The sequence below is a fragment of the Helcococcus bovis genome, from assembly GCF_046035835.1.
GTDB lineage: Bacteria > Bacillota > Clostridia > Tissierellales > Peptoniphilaceae > Helcococcus > Helcococcus bovis.
The window spans coordinates 1-21,630 of record NZ_JBFNGB010000006.1 but is presented as its reverse complement, the minus strand read 5'-3'; the positions used below and the strand labels follow the sequence as shown (position 1 = coordinate 21,630).

Annotated in this window: 19 protein-coding genes, 15 tRNA genes, 1 pseudogene and 1 riboswitch; of the genes and pseudogenes, 34 read left to right on the top strand and 1 reads right to left on the bottom strand. The window is 28.0% G+C overall.

What is annotated here, in order from left to right; all coding sequences use genetic code 11:
• Positions 1-51 precede the first annotated feature (51 nt).
• The 16 genes from ABGF48_RS02895 to ABGF48_RS02820 all read left to right on the top strand — a co-directional run bounded on the left by ABGF48_RS02895 (position 52) and on the right by ABGF48_RS02820 (position 2,206).
• A tRNA-Glu gene (locus tag ABGF48_RS02895) sits at positions 52-126 on the top strand.
• Positions 127-133: 7 nt separating this feature from the next.
• A tRNA-Val gene (locus ABGF48_RS02890) sits at positions 134-209 on the top strand.
• Positions 210-226: 17 nt separating this feature from the next.
• Positions 227-303 (top strand) — tRNA-Asp (locus tag ABGF48_RS02885).
• 32 nt (positions 304-335) lie between these two features.
• Positions 336-411, top strand: a tRNA-Thr gene (locus ABGF48_RS02880).
• A gap of 5 nt (positions 412-416) precedes the next feature.
• Positions 417-502, top strand: a tRNA-Tyr gene (locus ABGF48_RS02875).
• A 28-nt stretch (positions 503-530) separates the two neighbouring features.
• Positions 531-604, top strand: a tRNA-Gly gene (locus ABGF48_RS02870).
• A 4-nt stretch (positions 605-608) separates the two neighbouring features.
• A tRNA-Arg gene (locus ABGF48_RS02865) sits at positions 609-685 on the top strand.
• A gap of 3 nt (positions 686-688) precedes the next feature.
• Positions 689-765 (top strand) — tRNA-Gln (locus ABGF48_RS02860).
• A 5-nt stretch (positions 766-770) separates the two neighbouring features.
• Positions 771-846, top strand: a tRNA-Lys gene (locus ABGF48_RS02855).
• Positions 847-875: 29 nt separating this feature from the next.
• Positions 876-964 (top strand) — tRNA-Ser (locus ABGF48_RS02850).
• Between the two features lie 5 nt (positions 965-969).
• Positions 970-1,060 (top strand) — tRNA-Ser (locus ABGF48_RS02845).
• Positions 1,061-1,090: 30 nt separating this feature from the next.
• Positions 1,091-1,166, top strand: a tRNA-Phe gene (locus ABGF48_RS02840).
• Between the two features lie 22 nt (positions 1,167-1,188).
• A tRNA-Trp gene (locus tag ABGF48_RS02835) sits at positions 1,189-1,264 on the top strand.
• Positions 1,265-1,277: 13 nt separating this feature from the next.
• A tRNA-Ile gene (locus ABGF48_RS02830) sits at positions 1,278-1,354 on the top strand.
• Positions 1,355-1,367: 13 nt separating this feature from the next.
• A tRNA-Ile gene (locus tag ABGF48_RS02825) sits at positions 1,368-1,444 on the top strand.
• A 102-nt stretch (positions 1,445-1,546) separates the two neighbouring features.
• Positions 1,547-2,206: a hypothetical protein gene (locus ABGF48_RS02820; protein WP_408104843.1), complete on the top strand. Its 660-nt coding sequence runs from the start codon at positions 1,547-1,549 to the stop codon at positions 2,204-2,206.
• Between the two features lie 86 nt (positions 2,207-2,292).
• Here the strand turns inward: ABGF48_RS02820 and ABGF48_RS02815 are convergent, their stop codons facing one another.
• Positions 2,293-3,207, bottom strand: a complete 915-nt coding sequence (locus tag ABGF48_RS02815) for a ribonuclease H-like domain-containing protein (protein WP_408104842.1) — start codon at positions 3,205-3,207, stop codon at positions 2,293-2,295.
• 62 nt (positions 3,208-3,269) lie between these two features.
• Between ABGF48_RS02815 and ABGF48_RS02810 the strand changes: the two genes are divergently transcribed.
• The 18 genes and pseudogenes from ABGF48_RS02810 (at position 3,270) to ABGF48_RS02725 (ending at position 21,613) form a co-directional block, all read left to right on the top strand.
• Entirely contained in the window at positions 3,270-4,367 is a 1,098-nt protein-coding gene (locus tag ABGF48_RS02810; protein WP_408104841.1) for a cysteine desulfurase family protein, read from the top strand.
• Complete coding sequence (thiI, locus tag ABGF48_RS02805; protein ID WP_408104840.1) at positions 4,364-5,536, top strand: tRNA uracil 4-sulfurtransferase ThiI; 1,173 nt, start codon at positions 4,364-4,366, stop codon at positions 5,534-5,536. Before ABGF48_RS02810 ends, thiI begins: the two co-directional genes overlap by 4 nt.
• A gap of 80 nt (positions 5,537-5,616) precedes the next feature.
• A complete protein-coding gene (locus tag ABGF48_RS02800; protein WP_408104839.1) occupies positions 5,617-7,359 on the top strand; it encodes an ABC transporter ATP-binding protein in 1,743 nt (580 codons plus the stop codon).
• Positions 7,349-9,130: an ABC transporter ATP-binding protein gene (locus tag ABGF48_RS02795; protein WP_408104838.1), complete on the top strand. Its 1,782-nt coding sequence runs from the start codon at positions 7,349-7,351 to the stop codon at positions 9,128-9,130. Before ABGF48_RS02800 ends, ABGF48_RS02795 begins: the two co-directional genes overlap by 11 nt.
• Before the next feature lie 131 nt (positions 9,131-9,261).
• Positions 9,262-9,945, top strand: a complete 684-nt coding sequence (locus tag ABGF48_RS02790; RefSeq protein WP_408104837.1) for a ZinT/AdcA family metal-binding protein — start codon at positions 9,262-9,264, stop codon at positions 9,943-9,945.
• Positions 9,946-9,992: 47 nt separating this feature from the next.
• The gene (locus ABGF48_RS02785) at positions 9,993-11,309 is read left to right on the top strand and encodes a metal ABC transporter substrate-binding protein (protein WP_408104836.1); all 1,317 of its coding nucleotides are present in this window, start codon (positions 9,993-9,995) and stop codon (positions 11,307-11,309) included.
• Complete coding sequence (locus ABGF48_RS02780) at positions 11,306-11,977, top strand: metal ABC transporter ATP-binding protein (RefSeq protein WP_408104835.1); 672 nt, start codon at positions 11,306-11,308, stop codon at positions 11,975-11,977. Before ABGF48_RS02785 ends, ABGF48_RS02780 begins: the two co-directional genes overlap by 4 nt.
• Position 11,978: 1 nt before the next feature.
• Positions 11,979-12,779 carry a metal ABC transporter permease gene (locus ABGF48_RS02775; RefSeq protein WP_408104896.1) on the top strand — a complete coding sequence of 267 codons (801 nt, stop codon included), beginning with the start codon at positions 11,979-11,981 and terminating at the stop codon, positions 12,777-12,779.
• Positions 12,780-12,984: 205 nt separating this feature from the next.
• On the top strand, positions 12,985-13,524 hold the full coding sequence (locus tag ABGF48_RS02770) for a helix-turn-helix domain-containing protein (RefSeq protein WP_408104834.1): 540 nt from the start codon (positions 12,985-12,987) through the stop codon (positions 13,522-13,524).
• Between the two features lie 8 nt (positions 13,525-13,532).
• Positions 13,533-14,573 (top strand): spermidine/putrescine ABC transporter ATP-binding protein, encoded by a 1,041-nt coding sequence (potA, locus tag ABGF48_RS02765; RefSeq protein WP_408104833.1) that lies wholly within the window; start codon positions 13,533-13,535, stop codon positions 14,571-14,573.
• On the top strand, positions 14,570-15,379 hold the full coding sequence (locus ABGF48_RS02760; RefSeq protein ID WP_408104832.1) for an ABC transporter permease: 810 nt from the start codon (positions 14,570-14,572) through the stop codon (positions 15,377-15,379). The genes potA and ABGF48_RS02760 overlap by 4 nt, the downstream gene beginning before the upstream one ends.
• Positions 15,372-16,157, top strand: coding sequence for an ABC transporter permease (locus tag ABGF48_RS02755; protein WP_408104831.1), 786 nt, complete (start codon positions 15,372-15,374; stop codon positions 16,155-16,157). The genes ABGF48_RS02760 and ABGF48_RS02755 overlap by 8 nt, the downstream gene beginning before the upstream one ends.
• A gap of 15 nt (positions 16,158-16,172) precedes the next feature.
• Complete coding sequence (locus ABGF48_RS02750) at positions 16,173-17,204, top strand: ABC transporter substrate-binding protein (RefSeq protein ID WP_408104830.1); 1,032 nt, start codon at positions 16,173-16,175, stop codon at positions 17,202-17,204.
• 74 nt (positions 17,205-17,278) lie between these two features.
• Positions 17,279-18,109 (top strand): tetrahydrofolate dehydrogenase/cyclohydrolase catalytic domain-containing protein, encoded by an 831-nt coding sequence (locus tag ABGF48_RS02745; RefSeq protein ID WP_408104829.1) that lies wholly within the window; start codon positions 17,279-17,281, stop codon positions 18,107-18,109.
• Positions 18,099-19,100 carry a tryptophan--tRNA ligase gene (trpS, locus tag ABGF48_RS02740; RefSeq protein ID WP_408104828.1) on the top strand — a complete coding sequence of 334 codons (1,002 nt, stop codon included), beginning with the start codon at positions 18,099-18,101 and terminating at the stop codon, positions 19,098-19,100. The genes ABGF48_RS02745 and trpS overlap by 11 nt, the downstream gene beginning before the upstream one ends.
• A 63-nt stretch (positions 19,101-19,163) precedes the next feature.
• Positions 19,164-19,517 carry a hypothetical protein gene (locus ABGF48_RS02735; RefSeq protein ID WP_408104827.1) on the top strand — a complete coding sequence of 118 codons (354 nt, stop codon included), beginning with the start codon at positions 19,164-19,166 and terminating at the stop codon, positions 19,515-19,517.
• Between the two features lie 94 nt (positions 19,518-19,611).
• A complete protein-coding gene (locus ABGF48_RS02730) occupies positions 19,612-20,961 on the top strand; it encodes a glycoside hydrolase family 73 protein (RefSeq protein WP_408104826.1) in 1,350 nt (449 codons plus the stop codon).
• Between the two features lie 102 nt (positions 20,962-21,063).
• Positions 21,064-21,169, top strand: a riboswitch (TPP riboswitch).
• Between the two features lie 105 nt (positions 21,170-21,274).
• Positions 21,275-21,613: pseudogene (locus ABGF48_RS02725) on the top strand (thiamine phosphate synthase).
• Positions 21,614-21,630 lie beyond the last annotated feature (17 nt).

The following is a 21,630-nucleotide window of genomic DNA, read 5'->3' as shown; positions in this document are numbered from 1 at the left end:
AAAAACTTGACAAGAGAGTGATGATATAGTATACTAATTAAGTCACATAGTGGCCCTATGGTCAAGCGGTTAAGACATCGCCCTTTCACGGCGGTAACCCGGGTTCGAATCCCGGTAGGGTCACCAAATATATGGGCGTTTAGCTCAGTTGGGAGAGCATCTGCCTTACAAGCAGGGGGTCATAGGTTCGAGTCCTATAACGCCCACCATATATAATTTATTAATTGGCCCGGTAGTTCAGCTGGTTAGAATGCAAGCCTGTCACGCTTGAGGTCAGGGGTTCGAGCCCCCTTCGGGTCGCCAATTATATTTTTTTTGAATTGAATAAATAATACGCTGGTGTAGCTCAATCGGTAGAGCAATTGATTTGTAATCAATAGGTTGGTGGTTCAAGTCCTCTCACCAGCTCCAAAAATGGAGGAGTTCCCGAGTTGGCCAAAGGGGACGGACTGTAAATCCGTTAGCTTCGCTTTCAGTGGTTCAAATCCACTCTCCTCCACCAATTAAACTTTATAGGTTTATTCAAATTCGCGGGTGTAGCTCAGTGGTAGAGCCCCAGCCTTCCAAGCTGGTTGCGAGGGTTCGACTCCCTTCACCCGCTCCAACTTGGACCTATAGCTCAGCAGGATAGAGCAACGGCCTTCTAAGCCGTGTGTCAGAGGTTCGAATCCTCTTAGGTTCGCCATAATGGGGTATAGCCAAGTCGGTAAGGCACAAGACTTTGACTCTTGCATTTCCTAGGTTCGAGTCCTAGTACCCCAGCCAAATATGACCCGTTAGCTCAGTCGGTAGAGCACTTGGCTTTTAACCAAGGTGTCCGGAGTTCGAGCCTCCGACGGGTCACCATTTTTTTATAAATTATATTCTTAAGGTACGGAGGGGTACCGAAGTGGCCATAACGGGGCGGTCTTGAAAACCGTTTGTGTGAAAGCACGCGTGGGTTCGAATCCCACCTCCTCCGCCAACTTTGGAGAAGTACTCAAGTGGCTGAAGAGGCTCCCCTGCTAAGGGAGTAGGTCCTTCACGGGACGCGAGGGTTCAAATCCCTCTTTCTCCGCCATAAGCACTTCTGTATTTTGAAAGAGAATTAGCCTGGATAGCTCAGTAGGTAGAGCAACGGATTGAAGCTCCGTGTGTCGCTGGTTCAATTCCGGCTCCAGGCACCAATTTAACCAACTTAATAACCTTAGGGGTATAGTTCAGTTGGTAGAACGTTGGTCTCCAAAACCAAATGCCGAGGGTTCGAGTCCTTCTACCCCTGCCAATTATTTTTTTATGGACCTGTAGCTCAGGTGGTTAGAGCGCACGCCTGATAAGCGTGAGGTCGATGGTTCGAGTCCATCCAGGTCCACCATCCTAATTTATAGGGGCCATTAGCTCAGTTGGTTAGAGCGGCCGGCTCATAACCGGTAGGTCCTTGGTTCAAGTCCATGATGGCCCACCATATAAAGTAATCTGTGAGTTTATCACGGATTTTTTATTTTAATATGTTATTTGTTTTCCTGTAATCGATTGATTAGAGGATTTTTTTATAGATAGGAGTTTTATGAAAAAGAAAAATTTTATTTTATTAGTAACTTTTATATTTTTATTAACTGCATGTGTGGGAAATAAAGAAGTTACAACAGATCAAACAAGTAGTGCGACAGGGAAATTTGATTCTAAAAATCTAAAAGGAGTTACTGAAGCAGATTTACAGTTTGGAAAGTTAAGAAATGAAAATGCTAAAAATTCTAAAAATGAAAAAAAAGATGAAAATATAATAGTTAAAGACGTTAGAACAGGTGTGATTAAATTTCTTGAGGATCAATTTTCTACTGAAAATATAAAAAAATTTGATAATAATATTAGATATTATGTAAATAATAAGTCTAAATCAATAATATTTAATGGGAATGCTAACCATATTGTAAATGGTGTGGGATATGATTATAGGATTGATATTTCATTAAAGACAAATTTTAATACAATTGAAGAATTTTTTAATGACTTAAGGAATAAAGATAGTTCATTAAAAACTGTTGAGGTTAAAAATATAGGAAAAGTATTTGTGAAAAATAATAATGGAAATAATTTTTCTTCAGTGGCATATTTTGCATATCAATATAATGAAAATATTTATGAAATAAAAATAAGCTCAGAGTTTTTGAGTATTCCAGAAGTACTTTTATTGTCAGAAATATTTTATGAAAAAATAGAAAAATAAAACAAAACCCCCTTATTATTTTGTGAAATTTATTAAAATTTGTTTTTTAGCTAAATTTTTAATAAAGTTCAAATAATTAAGGGGATTTAATTTTTGTAAAATTCAAATTCCATTATGTTTTTTATAATATTTTTAATATTGTTTAGATAGTATTTTGTATCAAATATGACAATGAATTCATCTTGTAAATTATATCTACTTTCATCTTTTATTTTATTATATGGATTAATATACACATAAGCTTTTATGTTATCAGATACATAACCTTCAATAACCTTTATTTTTATCTTAATTCCATGTTTGTTCCAATTTATAGTGTAATTTTCGTTTTCAAATGCATAATCTATAGAATTATAGCTAGTTTTTATGTTTATTTGTAAAAAGTCCTTTTCTATAATTAGATTAGAAATTTTTACTGTTTTCATTTCTGAACTAAGATTAATAGTAAATTTTTTATTTTCTTCAATTTTTTCTATTAAATTAAGTAATTTAGCAGTATTTATAACATCGTATTGATTATGTATTAGAACTTTACTAATATCTATATTCTCAATTTCTTTATAAAATTTAACATCATCATCAATTTCAAAATTTTCATGTCTTTCAAGTTGATTAAATTTTTCAATATCTTGTAAAGAAAATTGTTTATAATCTGTGATTAATCTATTTGAAATAAGATATCTATAAATATCAAATTGAGAATTTTCTTCAAAAGGTTTCATTCCGTAAAATTCATATCTAGCTTTTAAAAATGGTATGTCAAAATTTTTACCATTAAACGTTATTATATGCTTACTATCTAGGAATGAGAAAACTTTATTTAATAATTTTTCTTCTTCTTTATCATTTTCTACAGCAAATTGATAAAAAATATTTTGATAAATTAAACCGATCACATAAACTTGAGAATGAATTCTAGATACACCATTGGTTTCTATATCTAATACTATTGAATTTTCATCTAAATTTTCTATTTTAATTGATTTTGTTAGATTGTACATTATGTATCCTTATTTATGCTATAATATTCTATAGATTTATGATAACACAAAGAAGGTAATTTATGATATATTTTGATAATGCATCGACTACAAAAATGGATGAAATTGTTAAGAATGTTGTTGATGAAGCGTATGAAAAATATTGGGCAAATCCATCATCATTACACAGTTTAGGTTTTAATGTTGAAAAGGAAATAAAAAATTCAAGAGAAAGTATTGCTAAAAAATTAAATATTAATTCTAAAAATTTATTTTTTGTTCCAAGTGGAACTATCGCAAATAATTCAGTTATAAATTCTGTTAAGATGAAAGATAAAAATATTGTTATTTCGAGTATTGAGCATGCTTGTATTTTTAATTCTGCGAAAAATTCTGGAATGGAAGTTAGAATAGTAAAAACAGATGAATTTGGTTTTGTGAATGAAGATGATTTAATTTCAAAAATTGATGAAAATACTTTATTGGTATCAATTATTCATGTAAACAATGAGCTTGGAACGATTAATGATATAAATAAATTAGCAGAAATTAGTAAAAATGAAAATCCAAAAGTTCTGTTTCATTCGGATGGAATTCAAGCATTTAATAAAATAGATGTTGATTTAAGAAATATTGATTTTTATACTATATCTTCACATAAGATAAATGGACCGAAAGGAATTGCTGCGTTATATATAAAAAATGTTAAAACTTTTAATAGTTTGTATTTCGGTGGTGGTCAAGAAGCTGATCTATTTTCAGGTACTGAAAATGTTCAGGGAATTATTGGATTTGCAAAAGCTACTCAATTAGATAATAATTTTGTTGACATTTCAAATATTAATAAGTATCTAAGAAAAGAAATATCAAGTATGAACGGAGTTGTGATTAATTCACCAGTTGAAAATGTTTCTCCATATATTTTGAATGTATGTTTTGAAAAAATTGGAGCTGAAATTTTACTTCATTACTTAGAAATGGATGATATATATATTTCTACTGGATCTGCTTGTAGTAAAGATAAGGGAAGTAGAGTTTTGGAATCTATAAATGTAGATAAAAAATATAAAGAAGGATGTATTAGAATTTCTTTATCAAAAAATTCTACAATGGATGAAGCTGTAGAGTTTGTAAAAAAATTAAATGAAAAAGTTGAAATAATAAGGGGAATATTAGGATGAGATGGTTATTAGGAGTTAGCTTTGGTGAGCTAATGTTAAAAGGAAAAAATAGAAAGAAATTTATAAATAATTCAATTAAACAAGTTTTGAAGGCATTACATGGATTTAATATTGGAGAACATTTTTTAGATCATGAAAAATTGTTTATAGAAGTTTTGGATACAAAACAATTTCCGGAAATTATTGAAAAATCAACAATGGTATTTGGATTATCATATGTTTATCCATGTATTCAATGCGAAAAAAACTTTGAAGATATTGAAAAATCAATAATTGAATTAATAAAAGATAAAAATTATGAAGAAAAAAAATCATTTAAGGCATTTGCGGTTAGAGCTGATAAATCATTTGAAATGAATTCAATGCAAATAGCAGCAAAAGTTGGAGGAATGGTTTTACGTCATTTTGATAATTTTCATGTAGATATTAAAAATCCTGAAGTTCAAGTTCATGTTGATATTAGACAGCGAGCTTATGTTTATTTAGAAAAACATTCTACAATAGGTGGTTTACCAATAGGAACTGGTGGTAGAGCTTTATTGTTATTATCAGGTGGTATAGATTCTCCTGTAGCTGGATTTGAAATGGCTAGAAGAGGAGTTGAAATAGGTGCTATACATTTCCATTCTTACCCATTTACTAGTGAAAGAGCTAAAGATAAAGCACGTAGATTAGCAAAACAAATGTCAATATATGTTGGGGAAATAAGATATTTTGAAATCAATATGTTAAATATTTACACTTCAATAAACAAAAATTGTAGAGAAAGATTTACAACAATTCTTTCTAGAAGATTTATGATGAGAATTGCTGAAAAACTTGCTGAAAAATACAGATTTGATGGATTTGTTACAGGGGAAGCATTGGGACAGGTTGCAAGCCAAACAATTCAATCAATTTCAGTTGTAAATGATGCTACAAGATTGCCTATATTTAGACCATTAATAAATATGGATAAATCTGAAATAATTGAAAAAGCAAAATGGATAGACACTTATGACATATCAATCGAACCATATGATGACTGCTGTTCATTTTTTGCTCCAGAACGTCCAGTAACAAAACCAAGACTTTATGATATTGAAGCTGAAGAAGCTAAATTAAATATAGATGAATTAGTTGAAAAAGCACTTGAAACATTAGAAATCTTTGATATTATAGTAGAGTAATATATATAAATGAGGAGAGAACAATGTAAAATATAGTTAAAAATAGAGAAAAAATTTATAAAAATATACTAGGAGGCTAGATGAGTAATTTAAAATATATATTTTGGTATTTTAAGAAATACAAAAAAAGATATGCCATAGGTATTGCTTCTCTACTTTTATGCTATTTATTTATTCCAATCCCTAATTGGATGATTGGAAAATTTGTTGATTTAGTAAAAAATAAGGAATTAACTCAACAAACGTTAATTTCACATTCAGTAATTTTATTTGGATCAATAATAATATTATACATTGTAGAGTATATTTGGCATTATTACATTTTTGGATATAGTTTTCAATCTGCTACAGATTTTAGAAAACGATTAGTGACAAAGATTATAAAACAATCACCAACATTTTTTTATCATAATTCAACAGGATCATTGATGAGTAAAGCAACTCAAGATGTTGGTGCAGTTCAAACATTAACAGGATATGGAATTTTAGCATTTTTTGATTCTACAGTATATCCATTGAGTATTATATTAATAATGGGATTTACAATTTCATGGCCAATGACGATTGCATCAATTATATTTTTACCATTATTAATCATTGTTACAAAAGTTTTAGGAAGTAAATTACATGTTGGATTTTTAAAAATTCAAAAGTCATTTGAAAAAATGAGTGAATCTGTAATGGAAAATATTACAAGTATAAGAGTAATAAAAGGTTTTTCGACACAGGAAGTTTCTAAAGATAGATTTGAAAAAAGTGCACAGGAAATGTATGATTCGCAGATAGCACAAGACAAATTGCATGCTATTTTCATTCCTACTGGAAGATTGATTCCATCAATTACATTTGTAGTTGCATTATTATTTGGACAAAATTTGATGGGACAAGGGAAGTTAACTTTAGGTGAAATGACTTCATTTTTCTTATACTTAAATATGTTAATTTGGCCAATGTATGCATTTGGAGATTTAATAAATGTAATTCAAGAATCAACGGCATCATTAAAAAGATTAGAAGAAATTAATTCCTATAAAGAAGATTTAGTTGACAGAAAAAATGTTGAAGAATTTAATTGTGAACAATCATTGGAATTTAAGAATTTTAATTTTAAATATCCAGGAGAAAAATCTTATTCATTAGAAAATATTAATTTAAGAATTAATAAAGGGGAAACACTTGGAATTGTTGGGAAAATTGGTTCAGGTAAAACAACATTATTAAAACAATTATTAAGATTTTATCCAGTAGAAGAAGGATTGATTTTATTAGATGGAAAACCAGTAGAACAATATTCTATAAAGAGTATACGAGATAAGATGGGATATGTGCCACAACAACATCTACTATTTTCCAAATCTGTTTATGATAATATTGCATTTGGTAAGGAAAATGCGACAGAAAAAAATGTTATGGATGCGATAGAATTTGCTGATTTTACAAAGGATTTGGGGACATTACCAAACGGTCTTCAAACAATGATTGGGGAAAAAGGTATTTCAATCTCAGGTGGTCAAAAACAAAGAATTTCAATTTCTAGAGCTATAATTAAAGATCCTGAAATATTAATATTAGATGACTCTTTATCAGCTGTGGACTCAATTACTGAAAAGAGAATTATAGAAAATATAATAAATCATAGACAAGGTAAAACAACAATCATTGTAGCTCATAGATTATCGGGTTTAAGACATGCTGATAACATTATAGTTTTAGAAGATGGTAAGATTGTTGAATCCGGAAATCATAAAGAACTATTAGATAAAAAAGGTTGGTATTACAGCCAATATGAATCTCAAAAGTCAGGAGGTTCAGATGAAAAATAATATAAATGAAAAAGGAAGTTTTATAAAAGAAGATTATAAACAAAAGGCAAAATTTAGAAATAAAAAATTGTTGGAATATCTTTTGAAATTAAAGGGGCTATTCTTTATAAGCATGATATTTACAATAATTGCTATTTTTATGGAATTAATAGGGCCATATATTTTAGGAAAATTATTAGATGGAGAATTAGTTGAAGGAGTTGGAGCTAAGGATATAGATAAATTTTATTTACTAGTATCACTTTATTTTGGAGCGATAGTATTATCAGCGGCTGTTTCATATTTTAGTTCGCTTGCATTCTCTAAATTAGCAAATAGTTTGGCTAAAAATATTAGAACTGATGCGTTTAATCACGTTGTATCATTACCAGTTCAATTCTTCGATAAATACGCAATTGGAAAGATTGTAAATAGAATTACAAATGATACAAGAGATGTAAGGATGTTATTTAATTTGTTATTTGCTCAAATATTAACTACATTTGTAAGAACTATAGGGTTAATAATTGCCTTGTTTTTAATAAATTGGAAATTAGGTATGTTAACATTTATTGCTACACCTATCATTTATTTGATATTTAAGGATTATTTTAATAAGTCAACTGAGACCGAAAAAAATATGAAAAAATATAGATCTGATTTAAATGGTAACTTAGCTGAAACTATTCAAACTATGGAAATTGTTCAAGCGTTTAATAAAGAAGATGAAATTTATGATGAATTTTCTAAGATAAATAATAGCATAAACAAGCAAGGTTGGAACTTAGCAACTCTTTGGGCATATTCAGGATTTAATGGTACAAATACATTAGGTAATATTATAGTTGCCATTGCTGTTGTATCATTTGGATATTTCTTCTTAAAAGGGGAAACATTTATTACTGTTGGTGGATTATTTGTATTTATAGACTATAACAGAAGAGTTTATCAAAATATTAATGCATTGATGGAACAATCAGGACAATTACAAAGTTCTAAATCAGCTGCTGACCAACTTTTTGAACTTATGAGAGTTGAAAGTTTTGAAGAAGGAACGGAAGATATTTCTAATATGGAGGGAAATATCAAATTTGAAGATGTTTCATTCGCATATAATGAAGATGAATATGTAATTCATAATTTAGATTTAGACATTCCTAAAGGGACATCAGCTGCATTTGTTGGACATACTGGATCAGGTAAATCAACTGTAATGAATTTAATTTATAAGTTTTATAATATTAATAAGGGGAAAATTACCATTGATGGACATGATATCAATAAACTTAATATGGAAAAAATTAGAAATAATATGGCGATTGTATTTCAAAATCCATATATTTTTGAAGGTACTGTTTATGAAAATATATCATTATTTGATCCATCAATAAGTAAGAATGATGCTGAATTGGCATTAATTTCTGTAGGTGGAGAAAAAATTCTTCAAAGAGAAAGGGGAATTGATACTACGGTAAGAGAATCAGGATCTGGATTCTCATCAGGAGAAAGACAAATTATTTCATTTGCAAGAGCTATGGTAAGAGATCCTAAGATATTAGTTTTGGATGAAGCTACTGCAAATGTTGACTCTGAAACGGAAGAATTGATTCAGTTTGGTTTAAATAGACTAAAAAAAGGTAGAACCACTTTGATAATAGCGCATAGACTTTCAACTATAAAAGATGTTGACAAGATTTATTTATTAGAAAAAGGTAAATTGATCGAATCTGGAAGTCATGATGAACTAGTAAAATTAAATGGTGTATATGCTGAAATGTACAAAAATAATTAATATTAAGATGGGGTAGATTGTATCTATCTCATTTTTTTAATTATAATCTCGACTAAAATAGTTGACATTAAAATTAAAAAATGATAATATAATTAATATAAAAATTAGGTATACCTAAAATGGAGGGAAAAATGAAAAAAAATAAATTAGTATCGGTTGTTTCAATTTTAGCATTAGCTGTCGTATTATCAGCTTGTGGAGAAAAAAAAGATGATAAAAAAGTAGTTGAAACTAAAATTGAACAAAAAATCGATAAAAAAGTAGATAAAAAAGAAGAAACAAACAAGTCTATTAGCCTTGATAAATGGGCTGGTAAATGGGTGAATTACGCTTCATTTGGAGAAACAAAAGAAGTTAAAGATGCTTTTGCTTCATTAGAAAATGGAGATAAAGAGTATGAAAACTTTAAGAAGAGAAATGAAGTAGGATTTAATGCATTGGAAGTTGAAGGAAATAAATTAAAATTCTATGATATGGCAAAAGATGGTAAAGTTATATCAGAATCAGAATATGAATACATAAAAGACCACAAAGCTAAACATGGCAAGAGAGAAATCAATTGGCATGAATTTAAGGCAAAAGATGCGAATGCAAAATATCCAGTTATTGTTTTATTAGAACCACATGGAGAAGAAGTAATGTTGCATTATCATTTTAAAGTGGGTAATGATGCTGAAGCAATATTAAAAGATAAATCTATCAATACTGGTACATTTGTAAAAAAAGACATAAAACCTTCACAAATTGCAAATGCGATAAAAACAAGATTTGAAAGACAAAAAGCTGAAAAGCAAAAAACTGAAAAGAAAAATTAAGTATAATATCTTAAAAGTTAAATATTAACAATATGAAAGGTGAAATCATGAAATTAAAAAAGAAAATGCTACCTATTTTAGTAGTAACTTTTATGATTTTCATTTTATCGTCTTGTACAAGTGGTAAGACTACTGGTTCAAAAAAGCCAGTAGTCTATACTTCTTTTTATCCTATTGCAGAATTAACTAAGGAAATAGCAGGAGATACGGTGGAAGTTAGGACTTTTATGCCTGAAAATAAAGAACCACATTTATGGGAGCCAAGTCCCAGAAATATGAGAAAATTATTAAAATCAGATTTGCTTATAGTTAATGGAGCAAATATGGAAAGTTGGTTACCACAGATAAGAGATGTAGCACCAGATTTGAAAATAGTAACATTATCTGATTCTGTAGATTTAATCACATATAAAGGAGCTGCTGCAATTGGTGATTTTCAATATATGGTTCAACAAAAATCTAAAGAAGGAGAAATTTATAAATTTGATTTTGGGCATACACATGAGGATGTTATGCGAGTTTCATTCATAAATAATAATGATAAAAAGAGTAAAGATGAATTAATTAAAATTGGTAAAAATAATATGAAATCAAAAGGTGAATTAATTGCTCAAGAGTCAACTATAGAAGTCGAGGAAAATAAGGTATATGCTTTAGAAATGGGGCATGAATCAGGAGAGATTTTTTATAAATTTTCAAAACCAGGAAATTGGGTTATGGTTTCAGATAGGATTTCAGAGCCTTTACTTCCATATAATTTAACTGATAAAAATGGAGAATTGTTATTAGTTGAAAAATTATTAGAAGGTTCAACATCAGGACTTGATAAGATTACATATGATCCTCATTCTTGGATGTCAATTGTTAATGTGAAAAAGTATCTTAATGTTATTATGAATGAGTTGTCATCTAAATATCCGCAGTATGCAGAAAAATACAAAGAAAATAAGACTAAAATAGTTAGTGAACTAACTGAATTGGAATTTGAATATAAGGAAAAATTTGATAAATTAGACTTTAAGCATTTTGTTGTAACTCACAATGCGTATGCTTATTTATCTAGAGATTTTGGATTAAAGCAATATCCATTGCAAGGTTTAGTAAGTACGGAAACTCCTAGTTTGAAAACTATAAAAAAAGCTATAGATTTTTGTGAGTTTTATGGAGTAAAGACAATTTTTTATGAATTTAATGGACAACAAAAAGGTGCAGATACAGTTGCAAGTGAAATTGGTGGAAAAAGCAAGCCACTTGCATCAATGGAATATAATTACTCCTTAAAAGAATTTGGGTTAGATTCATATAAAAAAATAATTAAAATGAACTTGGAAAATTTATATCAATCTATGAAGGAGGTAAAATGAGCTATGTAGAAGTTAAAGATTTATATTTTGGATATGCAGGAGAATATGTATTAAAAGGTCTAAATATAAATATTGAAGAAGGATCTTTAGTAGCTATAACCGGTGAAAATGGTTGTGGAAAATCTACTTTATTGAAACTTATTTTAGGAGAAATAAAATTAAATAAAGGGAAAATTTTAATAGATAATACTGATATATCAAAAATTAAATCTTTTAGAGAAATAGGTTATGTACCTCAAGTTCAAAATTTTGAAAAAATAGCATTTCCAATTACTTGCTTAGAATTAGTTACTCTTAATCAATATGAAAACTTTGGATTTATAAAAATTGCAAGAAAAAAACATAAGGAAAAAGCAATTCAATCATTAATAAAAATGGGATTAGAAAATTATTTAAATACACCATTTAATGAGTTATCTGGTGGATTACAGCAAAGAGTTATAATTGCAAGAGCTATGATTAACAATCCTAAGTTTTTAATTCTTGATGAGCCAACAGCAGGAGTTGATAAAAAGAGTAAAAGAGATTTCTTACATTTAATAGAGAAAATTAATAGAGAATCAAATGTTACAGTTTTAATAGTTACACATGAGCTAGAATTAATTAATGAAATATTAAAACCTAATAAGACATATAAAATTGAAGATGGGGGTGTAAGTCATGTTTGAAATATTTGAATTTGATTTTATGAGAAGGGCACTTTTAGCTGGACTTATGCTTTCAATTATGATTCCACTAATTGGTGTTGTAATGGTAAACAGAAAAACTTCAATGATAGGTGATGCTCTATCCCATACTTCATTAATGGGGGTAGCATTAGGATTAATTTTGAGTATAAATCCTGCGATAGGAGCTGTTGTAATTGCAGTACTTTCAGCGTTTGCTATAGAAATAATTAGAAAAAAATTCCCACAATATGGAGATATGGCTACTGCTGTTATCATGAGCTTGGGACTTGGTTTAGCGGCAATATTATCAGATTTTGCACCAGGCGGAAATACATTTGAATCTTATTTATTTGGATCCATTTCAGCAGTTACAAAAACTGATTTGATTTTTATTTCTATAGTATTTTTATTTATTGTGTTGATTTCAATCATATATTATGGTGCATTGCTCGACATATCAATTAATCCGAATTTAGCTAGATTATCTGGTGTGAAGGTAAAATTTATTAATTTTATATTTACACTATTTTCGGCAATAACGATAGCACTAGCTGCAAAAGTTATAGGAGCTCTTATGGTTGCATCATTAATTGTTTTACCTGTTGCTACTGCACTTTTTATTGCTAGAAGCTATAAACAATCCTTAATATTATCAGTATTTTTAGGTGTAATTTACATGATGTTAGGATTAACAATATCATTTTATTATGATATCAGACCAGGGGGATCTATAGTTGTTATAGCTATATTAGGAATGTTAGTAGTAGGAATTATATCTAAATGTAGGAAATTAAAAAAATAATTTAATAATATATTATTAAAGTTAATTAAGTAAATTCGCCACTATTTGTTAGTGGCGATTTTATTTTAAAAAAATTAATAACTCTTAAAAAAAACACAAAAAATTAAACTTTTAGGTATTGTATTTTGTGTTTTTTTTGCTATAATTATATTTGTGTTTAATATATTAAGTTTTTTACTTAAAAAAATACTAGAAAGGAGATAAGATGGAAATAGGTGATAAAATTAAAAAACTTAGGAAAAAGATGGATTTAACTCAAGAAGAATTAGCTGAAAGATCCGAACTTACAAAGGGATTTATATCTCAACTTGAAAGAAATCTTAATTCTCCTTCTGTTGATACTTTAGCTGATGTTTTAGAAGCTTTGGGTACTAATTTGGGAGATTTTTTTACAAATAAGGAAGATGAACAAATTATTTTCAAAGAAGAAGATTTTTTTGTTGGAACTAATGATAAATTAGGACATAAGATGGAATGGATAGTTCCAAATTCTGTAAAAAATAATATGGAACCTGTGATGTTTACTCTAGATAGAGATGGATGTAGCAAAGTATATACTCCAAATGAAGGAGAAGAATTTGGTTACGTTGTTAAAGGTGAAATTAAATTAGTTTTTGGTGAAAAAGAATATAGATTAAAAAAAGGTGAAACATTTTATTTCTTTTCTGATGAAGAAAGATATATAAAAAATATATATAAAGGTGAGTCAAAAGTATTGTGGATATCAAATCCACCAAATTTTTAGGAGGTCAAATGAATATTATAGAATTGAAGGGGTTAAATAAATCCTTTGGAGATAATAAAGTATTAGATGATATAAATTTAAATATAAAAGAAGATGAATTTCTTACATTATTAGGACCTTCAGGTTGTGGAAAGACTACAACTTTAAGAATAATTGGAGGATTTGAAACTTCAGATTCAGGAGAAGTTTTATTTGATGGTAAAGAAATTCAATCAATACCAGCATATAAAAGAAATATAAATACAGTATTTCAAAAATACTCATTATTTAAGCATTTAAGTATTTTTGATAATATTGCATTTGGTCTTAAATTAAAAAAAGTTCCAAAAGATGAAATTGAAAAAAATGTAAAAGAAATGCTAAGATTAGTTAATTTAGAAGGTTTTGAAAATAGATCAGTAGATTCTCTTTCCGGTGGACAACAACAAAGAGTTGCAATTGCTAGAGCTTTGGTAAACAAGCCTAAAGTTTTATTATTGGATGAACCACTAGGTGCCTTAGACTTAAAATTAAGAAAATCAATGCAAGATGAATTAAAGAGAATTCAAAGACAAGTAGGCATAACATTTATTTATGTTACACATGATCAAGAAGAAGCATTGACAATGAGTGATACAATCGTTGTTATGAACAATGGTAAAATTCAACAAATAGGAGCTCCAATTGATATTTACAATGAACCTGAAAATAAATTTGTTGCAAAATTTATTGGAGAATCTAATATCTTAGATGGTATTGCTATAAGAGATAAAAAAGTTAAATTTTCAAATACAGAATTTGATTCTGTTGATGTTGGATTTGATGAAAATGAAGAAGTTGACATCGTAATTAGACCAGAAGATATAGAACTTACAGTTCCTGAAAAAGGTATGATACAAGGTGAAGTTGTAGAATTGACATTTAAGGGAGTTCATTGGGAAATTATTGTTGACGTTGATGGATTTATGTACAAGATACATTCAACATGGGATAAGCCTGTAGGAGCAAAAGTTGGATTAGTAATTATTCCTGACCATATTCATGTTATGGAAAAAGGAGGCGAAAATTGAAAAAAATAAAGCAATTAGCATTTCCATATTTTTTATGGTGTGCAGTATTTATAATTGTTCCTTTATTTATGATTTTTTATTTTGCCTTTACAAAAAGTGGAAGCTTATCTTTTGAAAACTTTAGTAAAATTTTTGAAAATTCAACATTAAAAATGATTTATACATCAATCAAAATTGCGTTTACTACTTCAGCAATTTGCTTGATTATAGGCTACCCATTTGCATATATAATGTCTAAATTAAATATGAAGTATAGAACATTGGCTATGTTGCTTATCATGATACCAATGTGGATGAATTTCTTACTTAGATCATATGCTTGGGTTTCTATATTATCTCAAAATGGTGTTTTAGATAATTTCTTGAAAATTTTTGGTATAACTTATGATAGTTTTTTGTATACAGAAGCATCTGTAACACTAGGTATGGTATATAACTTTTTACCATTTATGATACTTCCTATCTATACATCGCTTGAAAAAATAGATAAAAGTTTAATAGAAGCTGCTCATGATTTAGGAGCAAATGACAGAAAAACATTTTGGAAGGTTATATTTCCAATGTCATTACCAGGAGTTTTCTCAGGTTTAACAATGGTATTTGTACCTGTAATATCTACATTTGAAGTTTCATTACTACTTGGTGGTGGAAAGGTAAATATGATAGGAAATGTAATCGAAAGACAATTTACAAAAACTCAAAATTGGGGATATGGTTCAGCTTTAGCTACATTTTTAATGATAATAATTTTATTTAGTTTAATTTTTGATAAAGAATCAGTAGAAAAGGGAGGTATAAATGAATAAGAAAACTAGCTTTTTTGAAAAATTTTATTTATTGTTTGTTTTTATATTTTTATACGCTCCAATTGCCGTTTTAATATTTTACTCATTTAACCAATCTAGAATTTTAGGAGTTTGGTCAGGATTTTCATTAAAATGGTATCAAAGATTATTTGAAGACAGAGCTATATTAAATGCTGTTAATACAACACTTTTAGTAGGTGTAACAGCAACAATAGTTTCTACGATTGTAGGTACATTTGCAGCTGTTGGCATATCTGAATTTAGTAAAAATAAAAGAAGAATAATTTTAGGAATTAATGATATTCCGGTGTTAAATCCAGATATAGTTATAGCTATTTCATTAATGGTTTTATATGGTATGTTAAAAATTCCAAAGGGACTTTTGACACTGATATTATCACATATTGCATTTACAATACCTTATGTTGTATTATCAGTATTACCTAAAATTAAACAAATGGATAAAAACTTGATAGATGCTGCTTTAGACTTGGGAGCAACACCTATTCAAGCATTGATAAAAGTAGTTATTCCAGAAATAAAACCGGGGATAATTGCGGGGGCAATGATGGCATTTACACTATCAATTGATGATTTTGTAATTTCATTCTTTACAGTATCACCAGGTTTAAATACTATTGCAACAACAGTATTTTCAATGACAAAAAGAGGTATAGAACCAACAATTAATGCATTGTCTACATTAATGTTTGTAGCAGTTTTAATTTTATTAATTATTGTAAATATTTTACAAAATAAAAATATGAAAAAAAAATAAGGAGAAAATTGATAGATGAAAAAGAAAATTTTAACTTTGATCATGGCTATGTTTGTATTTGTATTAGTAGCATGTGGAGGGCAAAAGAAACAAGAAGTTTCATTTTATAACTGGGGTGGAACAATTGATAAAAAAGTTTTAGAAGACTTTGAAAAAGAAACAGGTATACATGTTGTATATTCTGAATTTGATGAAAATGAAAGAATGTATACAAATGTTAAAAATTCAATGAAAGACTATGATGTTATAGTTCCCTCAGAATACATGGTTGAAAAAATGATTCAAGAAGATTTATTGAATGAAATAGATATGTCAAAAGTTCCTAACTTTAAGGAAGTGGATGACGTATTCAAAAATAAGGAATTTGATCCAAATAATAAACATTCAATTCCTATGTATTATGGAACTTTAGGTATTTTATATAACAAAACAATGGTTGATCCTAAAGATTTGAATGAATGGGATGCAATTTTTAATCCAAAATACAAAGAAAAAATATTTATGTTAGATTCTTCAAGAGATACACTTGGACCGGGATATTGGAAATTAGGATATAGCTCAAATTCAAAAGATCCAAAACAATTAGAAGAAGTTAAGAAATTAATGACGGAACAAAAAAAATTAGTTACAGCATATTTGCATGATGAAATTAAACAACAAATGGTTAATAAAAATGGTGCTTTAGCTGTTATGTATTCAGGGGAAGCTTCAGATGCTATAGCTGAAAATGCAGATTTAGATTACTATTTACCAAAACATTCAAACTTATGGATGGATAATTACGCTATTGTAAAAAATGCAACTAATTTAGAAAATGCTCATAAATTGATAAATTATTTATGTGATCCAAAAGTTGCTGCAAGAAGTGGTAACATTCAAGCAACACCTGTAACAAAAGCTAGAGAAATTGAACCTACAAAATCTATGACATCAAACAAAGTTTTATATCCTAATTTAGAAGATTTAAAACAACAAGAAGTATTTAAGGACTTAGGAGATTTTGTTGAAAAATTTGAACAAGCTTGGGAAGATGTAAAAGCAAATTAATAATTCAAAAATCACTATCTAAATGTTATAATGATATTTAAGATGGTGATTTTTTTATTTTAAAAGAGGTGTAAATGATACTTGATACTAAAGATTTTATAAATCAGATTAACGAAGAATTAAAAAATATTGTTTCAAAAATTAATAAAAATATTAAATTATCACTTATTAGAATAGGTGATAATAAAGGAGCTATATCATTTGAAAAATCTATTAAAATAGAAGCTGGAAAAATCGGATTAGAAGTAATTAGTAAAGTTTTTGATTCTAAAACATTAGAAGAGGAAGTTTTATCATATATAAATAAAAACAATGATGACGAAAGTATACAAGGAATTTTAGTATTTGTACCAATTGAGGCAGATTTAGATCAGAAAAAGATATTAAATACTATTTCAATATATAAAGATGTAGATGGATTGAATGAATTTAGCAAGCTAAAGCTATTTTCACCTAATGATTATATAAATACACCAACAACAGCTTTATCAACTTTTGAATATTTAAAATCTTTAGCCAATTTAGAAGGAAAAGATGTGTTAATCATAAATAGATCTGAGGTTATAGGTAAACCATTAGCATTGATGTTAATTAATGAAGGAGCAACAGTTCAAATTGCTCATTCGAAGACCGTAAATTTATATGAAAAAATTTCAAAATCAGACATTGTTATATCTGGAATTGGAAAGGCTAAAATTATAGATACTAATCAATACAAAGAAAATGCTATTGTAATAGATCTGGGTTATGATGTTATAGATAATAAAATATATGGAGATTTTAACTCTGAAAAATATGAACAAATTAATATTAGATTTTTACCATCAATTGGAGGAATTGGAAGAATTAATTCTAATATGATAATAAGAAATGCAATAAGAAATGGAGAAAGAAATGGAAAATAAAAAAACAGTTTTAAGTTTAGTTCAACCATCAGGAGAATTAACAATTGGAAATTACTTAGGAGCTATTCAAAATTTTATTAAATTACAAGATGAATATGACTGCTATATTGGGGTTGCTGATTTACATTCAATTACAGTTCCGCAAGTTCCTGCTGATTTGAGAAGACGTTCTAGAGAAGTTGTGGCTACATATATGGCTTTAGGATTAGATCCGGAAAAAGTTACATTATTTATTCAATCTCATAATGTTGATCACTTAAAATTGTATTGGGTATTAAATTCTATTTCATATATGGGTCAATTGTCTAGAATGACACAATTTAAGGAAAAATCGGAAAAAAATGAAGAAAATAAAAATGCAGCTTTATTTACATATCCAACATTGATGGCTGCTGATATTTTAGTATACAATGCTGATTTTGTACCAGTTGGACAGGACCAAAAGCAACATTTAGAATTAACAAGGGATTTAGCGATAAGATTTAACAGTAGATATTCTGATACATTCAAAATTCCTGAGCCACTTATTAGTGAATCTACAAGAAAGATAATGTCACTTAGAAATCCAGAAAAGAAGATGAGTAAATCAGACGAAGATAAGAATGCGTCTATATTTTTACAAGATGATTTAAATGCAGCAAGAAAGAAAATAATGTCAGCAGTTACAGATTCTCTTGCGAATTTTGATTATAATGACGAACAAGCAGGACTAAAGAATTTAATTGATATATATTGTGCATTTAAAGGAAAAGAAATTGTAGAAGTTGTAGAAAAATATAAAGGTCAAGGTTATGGAGAATTTAAGAAGGATTTAGCTGATGTTGTAGTTGCAAAATTGGAAGATTTTCAAACTAAATTTAATGAGATTATGAAAGATAAAGAAAAACTTGATGAAATTTTAGCTAGAGGGGCAGAAAAGTCAAGATATAAAACTAGAAGACTAATGGATAAAGTTTATAGAAAAGTTGGATTTTTACAATTAGATAAATAATTAAAGGAGCAGTTGAAAAATAACAAAAAAATTTATTTTACAGCTGCTTTTTTAGGAGAAGATATGTTAACTTATAAAATAACTGATAAAAATGATAATATTTATAGATATATTTATTTCCCATTTGGAAAAGATTATAAAATAAAAGGTGGAGAGATTGATATAAACATAAAAAATAAAGATTTTAATATAATTTCAATTGCTGAATTGGATGAAGAAAACTTTTTAACGGATAATGAAATTGTAACTATTTTGATACATTTAAATTCTGAAAGAGAAAAAGTAGGAGCTGAAAAATTATCACTTGAAAAATTTAAACAAAATTTAATAAATTATAAATTTGCTGAAAAGCTTATATATAGTGTGTTTGAACAAATTGATAATGATAATATACAAGATAAAGGTATATTATTTTAACCACAAAAATATTGTAACTATTTTGAAACTTTTTTGTTGCATTTTATTAATTAATGATGTAATATAGATATATAAAAATTTCAGGAGAGTTAAAATGAATCTAAAAAAGATATTAAAAATAGGGGGACTTGCTACATTTGCTACAGCAATAGCTTTTGCTGGAAGCATGGCTTCAAGAGCTGGTAATACTTATAAATTAGTTAACACTGTAGATGGATACTATACATCATATAACGCAAAATATAAAACTGAATCAAAATTAAAATATTCTGCTGGAGATTATTATGTTTTCAATGAATATGATGGAATGATAAATATTACTAAAAATCCAAATTATCCAGGTGCATGGATAAATCCAAAGGATAATAAGACTGTAGTTCCTAAGGAAGAAGTAGCTTATGCTGAATCAGCACAAAGTAATGAAGTTTCAGAATCTACAGGATATATAAATGATGAAAATATGTTTGTATTAAATAAGAGTGTTAAAGTTTATTATTCTGATTATGAAGCAAAACATAAATTAAATCCAAGAATGAATTTTAGTAAAGGTACTTATTATATTTTTTCAAGAAGTAGAGGAATGATCAATATAACACAATATAAAGGTGTACCAGGAGGTTGGATTGATCCAAATGAAGCTGGATCAAATAAGAAATCAGAAAGTCCAGCAAAAACTAATGAAGTTAAGAAAGAAGTAGTAAAACAAAACAGTAGAGAAGAAATTCTATTTGAAACTACATTTTCAAAATATTCATCATATCCAGTAAAAGTAAATCTAAAAGGATATGATACAGTTGAAGATGCTAAAAATTATGCAGCATCATCAGTTACATTTGAACCAGGAGATTATTATATTATTGGTACAAGTCAAAATATGATTAAATTAGGTTTTGATTATTCTGGAGAAGGATATTGGATTAACCCAAATTCAAATTTTGTAAAAGATACAAATTATCAAACATCAAGACCACAAGAATTTATAAATAAAATTGCAAGTTACGCAAAAAAAGCAACTAAGGGAAGGGATGTTTATACATCTGTAATGATGGCTCAAACAATTTTAGAAACAGGATATGGTAAATCTACATTATCATCAGTTCCATATCATAATATGTTTGGTATAAAAGGAACATATGATGGAGCATCAGTCGTTATACCTACATTTGAATACGATTCAAATGGAAAATCATATAATGTTTTATCTGAATTTAGAAAATATCCATCATATCTAGAATCATTCCAAGATTATGTAAATCTTATAACAGGACATGAAAATCCATCTAATTGGAGTTATAGTTACTATTATGGAGCAAGAAAATCACAAACAAATTCATATAAAGATGCTACAAGATATTTATCTAGAACATATGCTACATCGCCAATTTATGCTGAAACATTAAACAACATAATTGAACTATATGATTTGACACAATATGATAACTAAAACAGTAATAAAAGATATTGTTTAATATCTACCTATATAATATATATTTTAAAAAGTCGATAAAAGGATGATTTACTTTTTATCGGCTTTTTTGTTTATAATTAATATGAAATAGGGTGCTCACAAGAGTGGGCTGAGAGTAAGCTGAAGCTTTAACCTTTGACCTGATTTGGATAATGCCAACGTAGGGAAATAGTATGTTTATTACACAAGCCTATTTTTGCGTGCTTGTGTTTTTTTTGTTTAGGAGGTGATTAAAGTTAAAAAATATATGAAAAAAATATGATAAAAAAAATCATTACAATTTTATGCTATTACTGATAGAAAAAATGAAAATAAAGAAGAATTTTATAAAGATGTTGAAATCGCTATAAATTCAGGGATAACTATGCTTCAATTAAGAGAAAAAAATATTTCAGAAAATTAATTTATTGAAGAATCCAAAGTTATAAAGAAAATGTTTAAAGAAAAAGGCATTAAATTTATAATTAATGATAATTATAAAATATCTAAATTAATTGATTCTGATGTAGTTCATATTGGACAAAAAGATGGCGATTTATATAAAATAAGAAAATATTTAGGTAAAAATAAAATAATTGGAGTTACAGCTAAAAACCTTATTCAAGCAAAATTAGCTCAAGAAGGTTGAGTAGATTATTTTATATA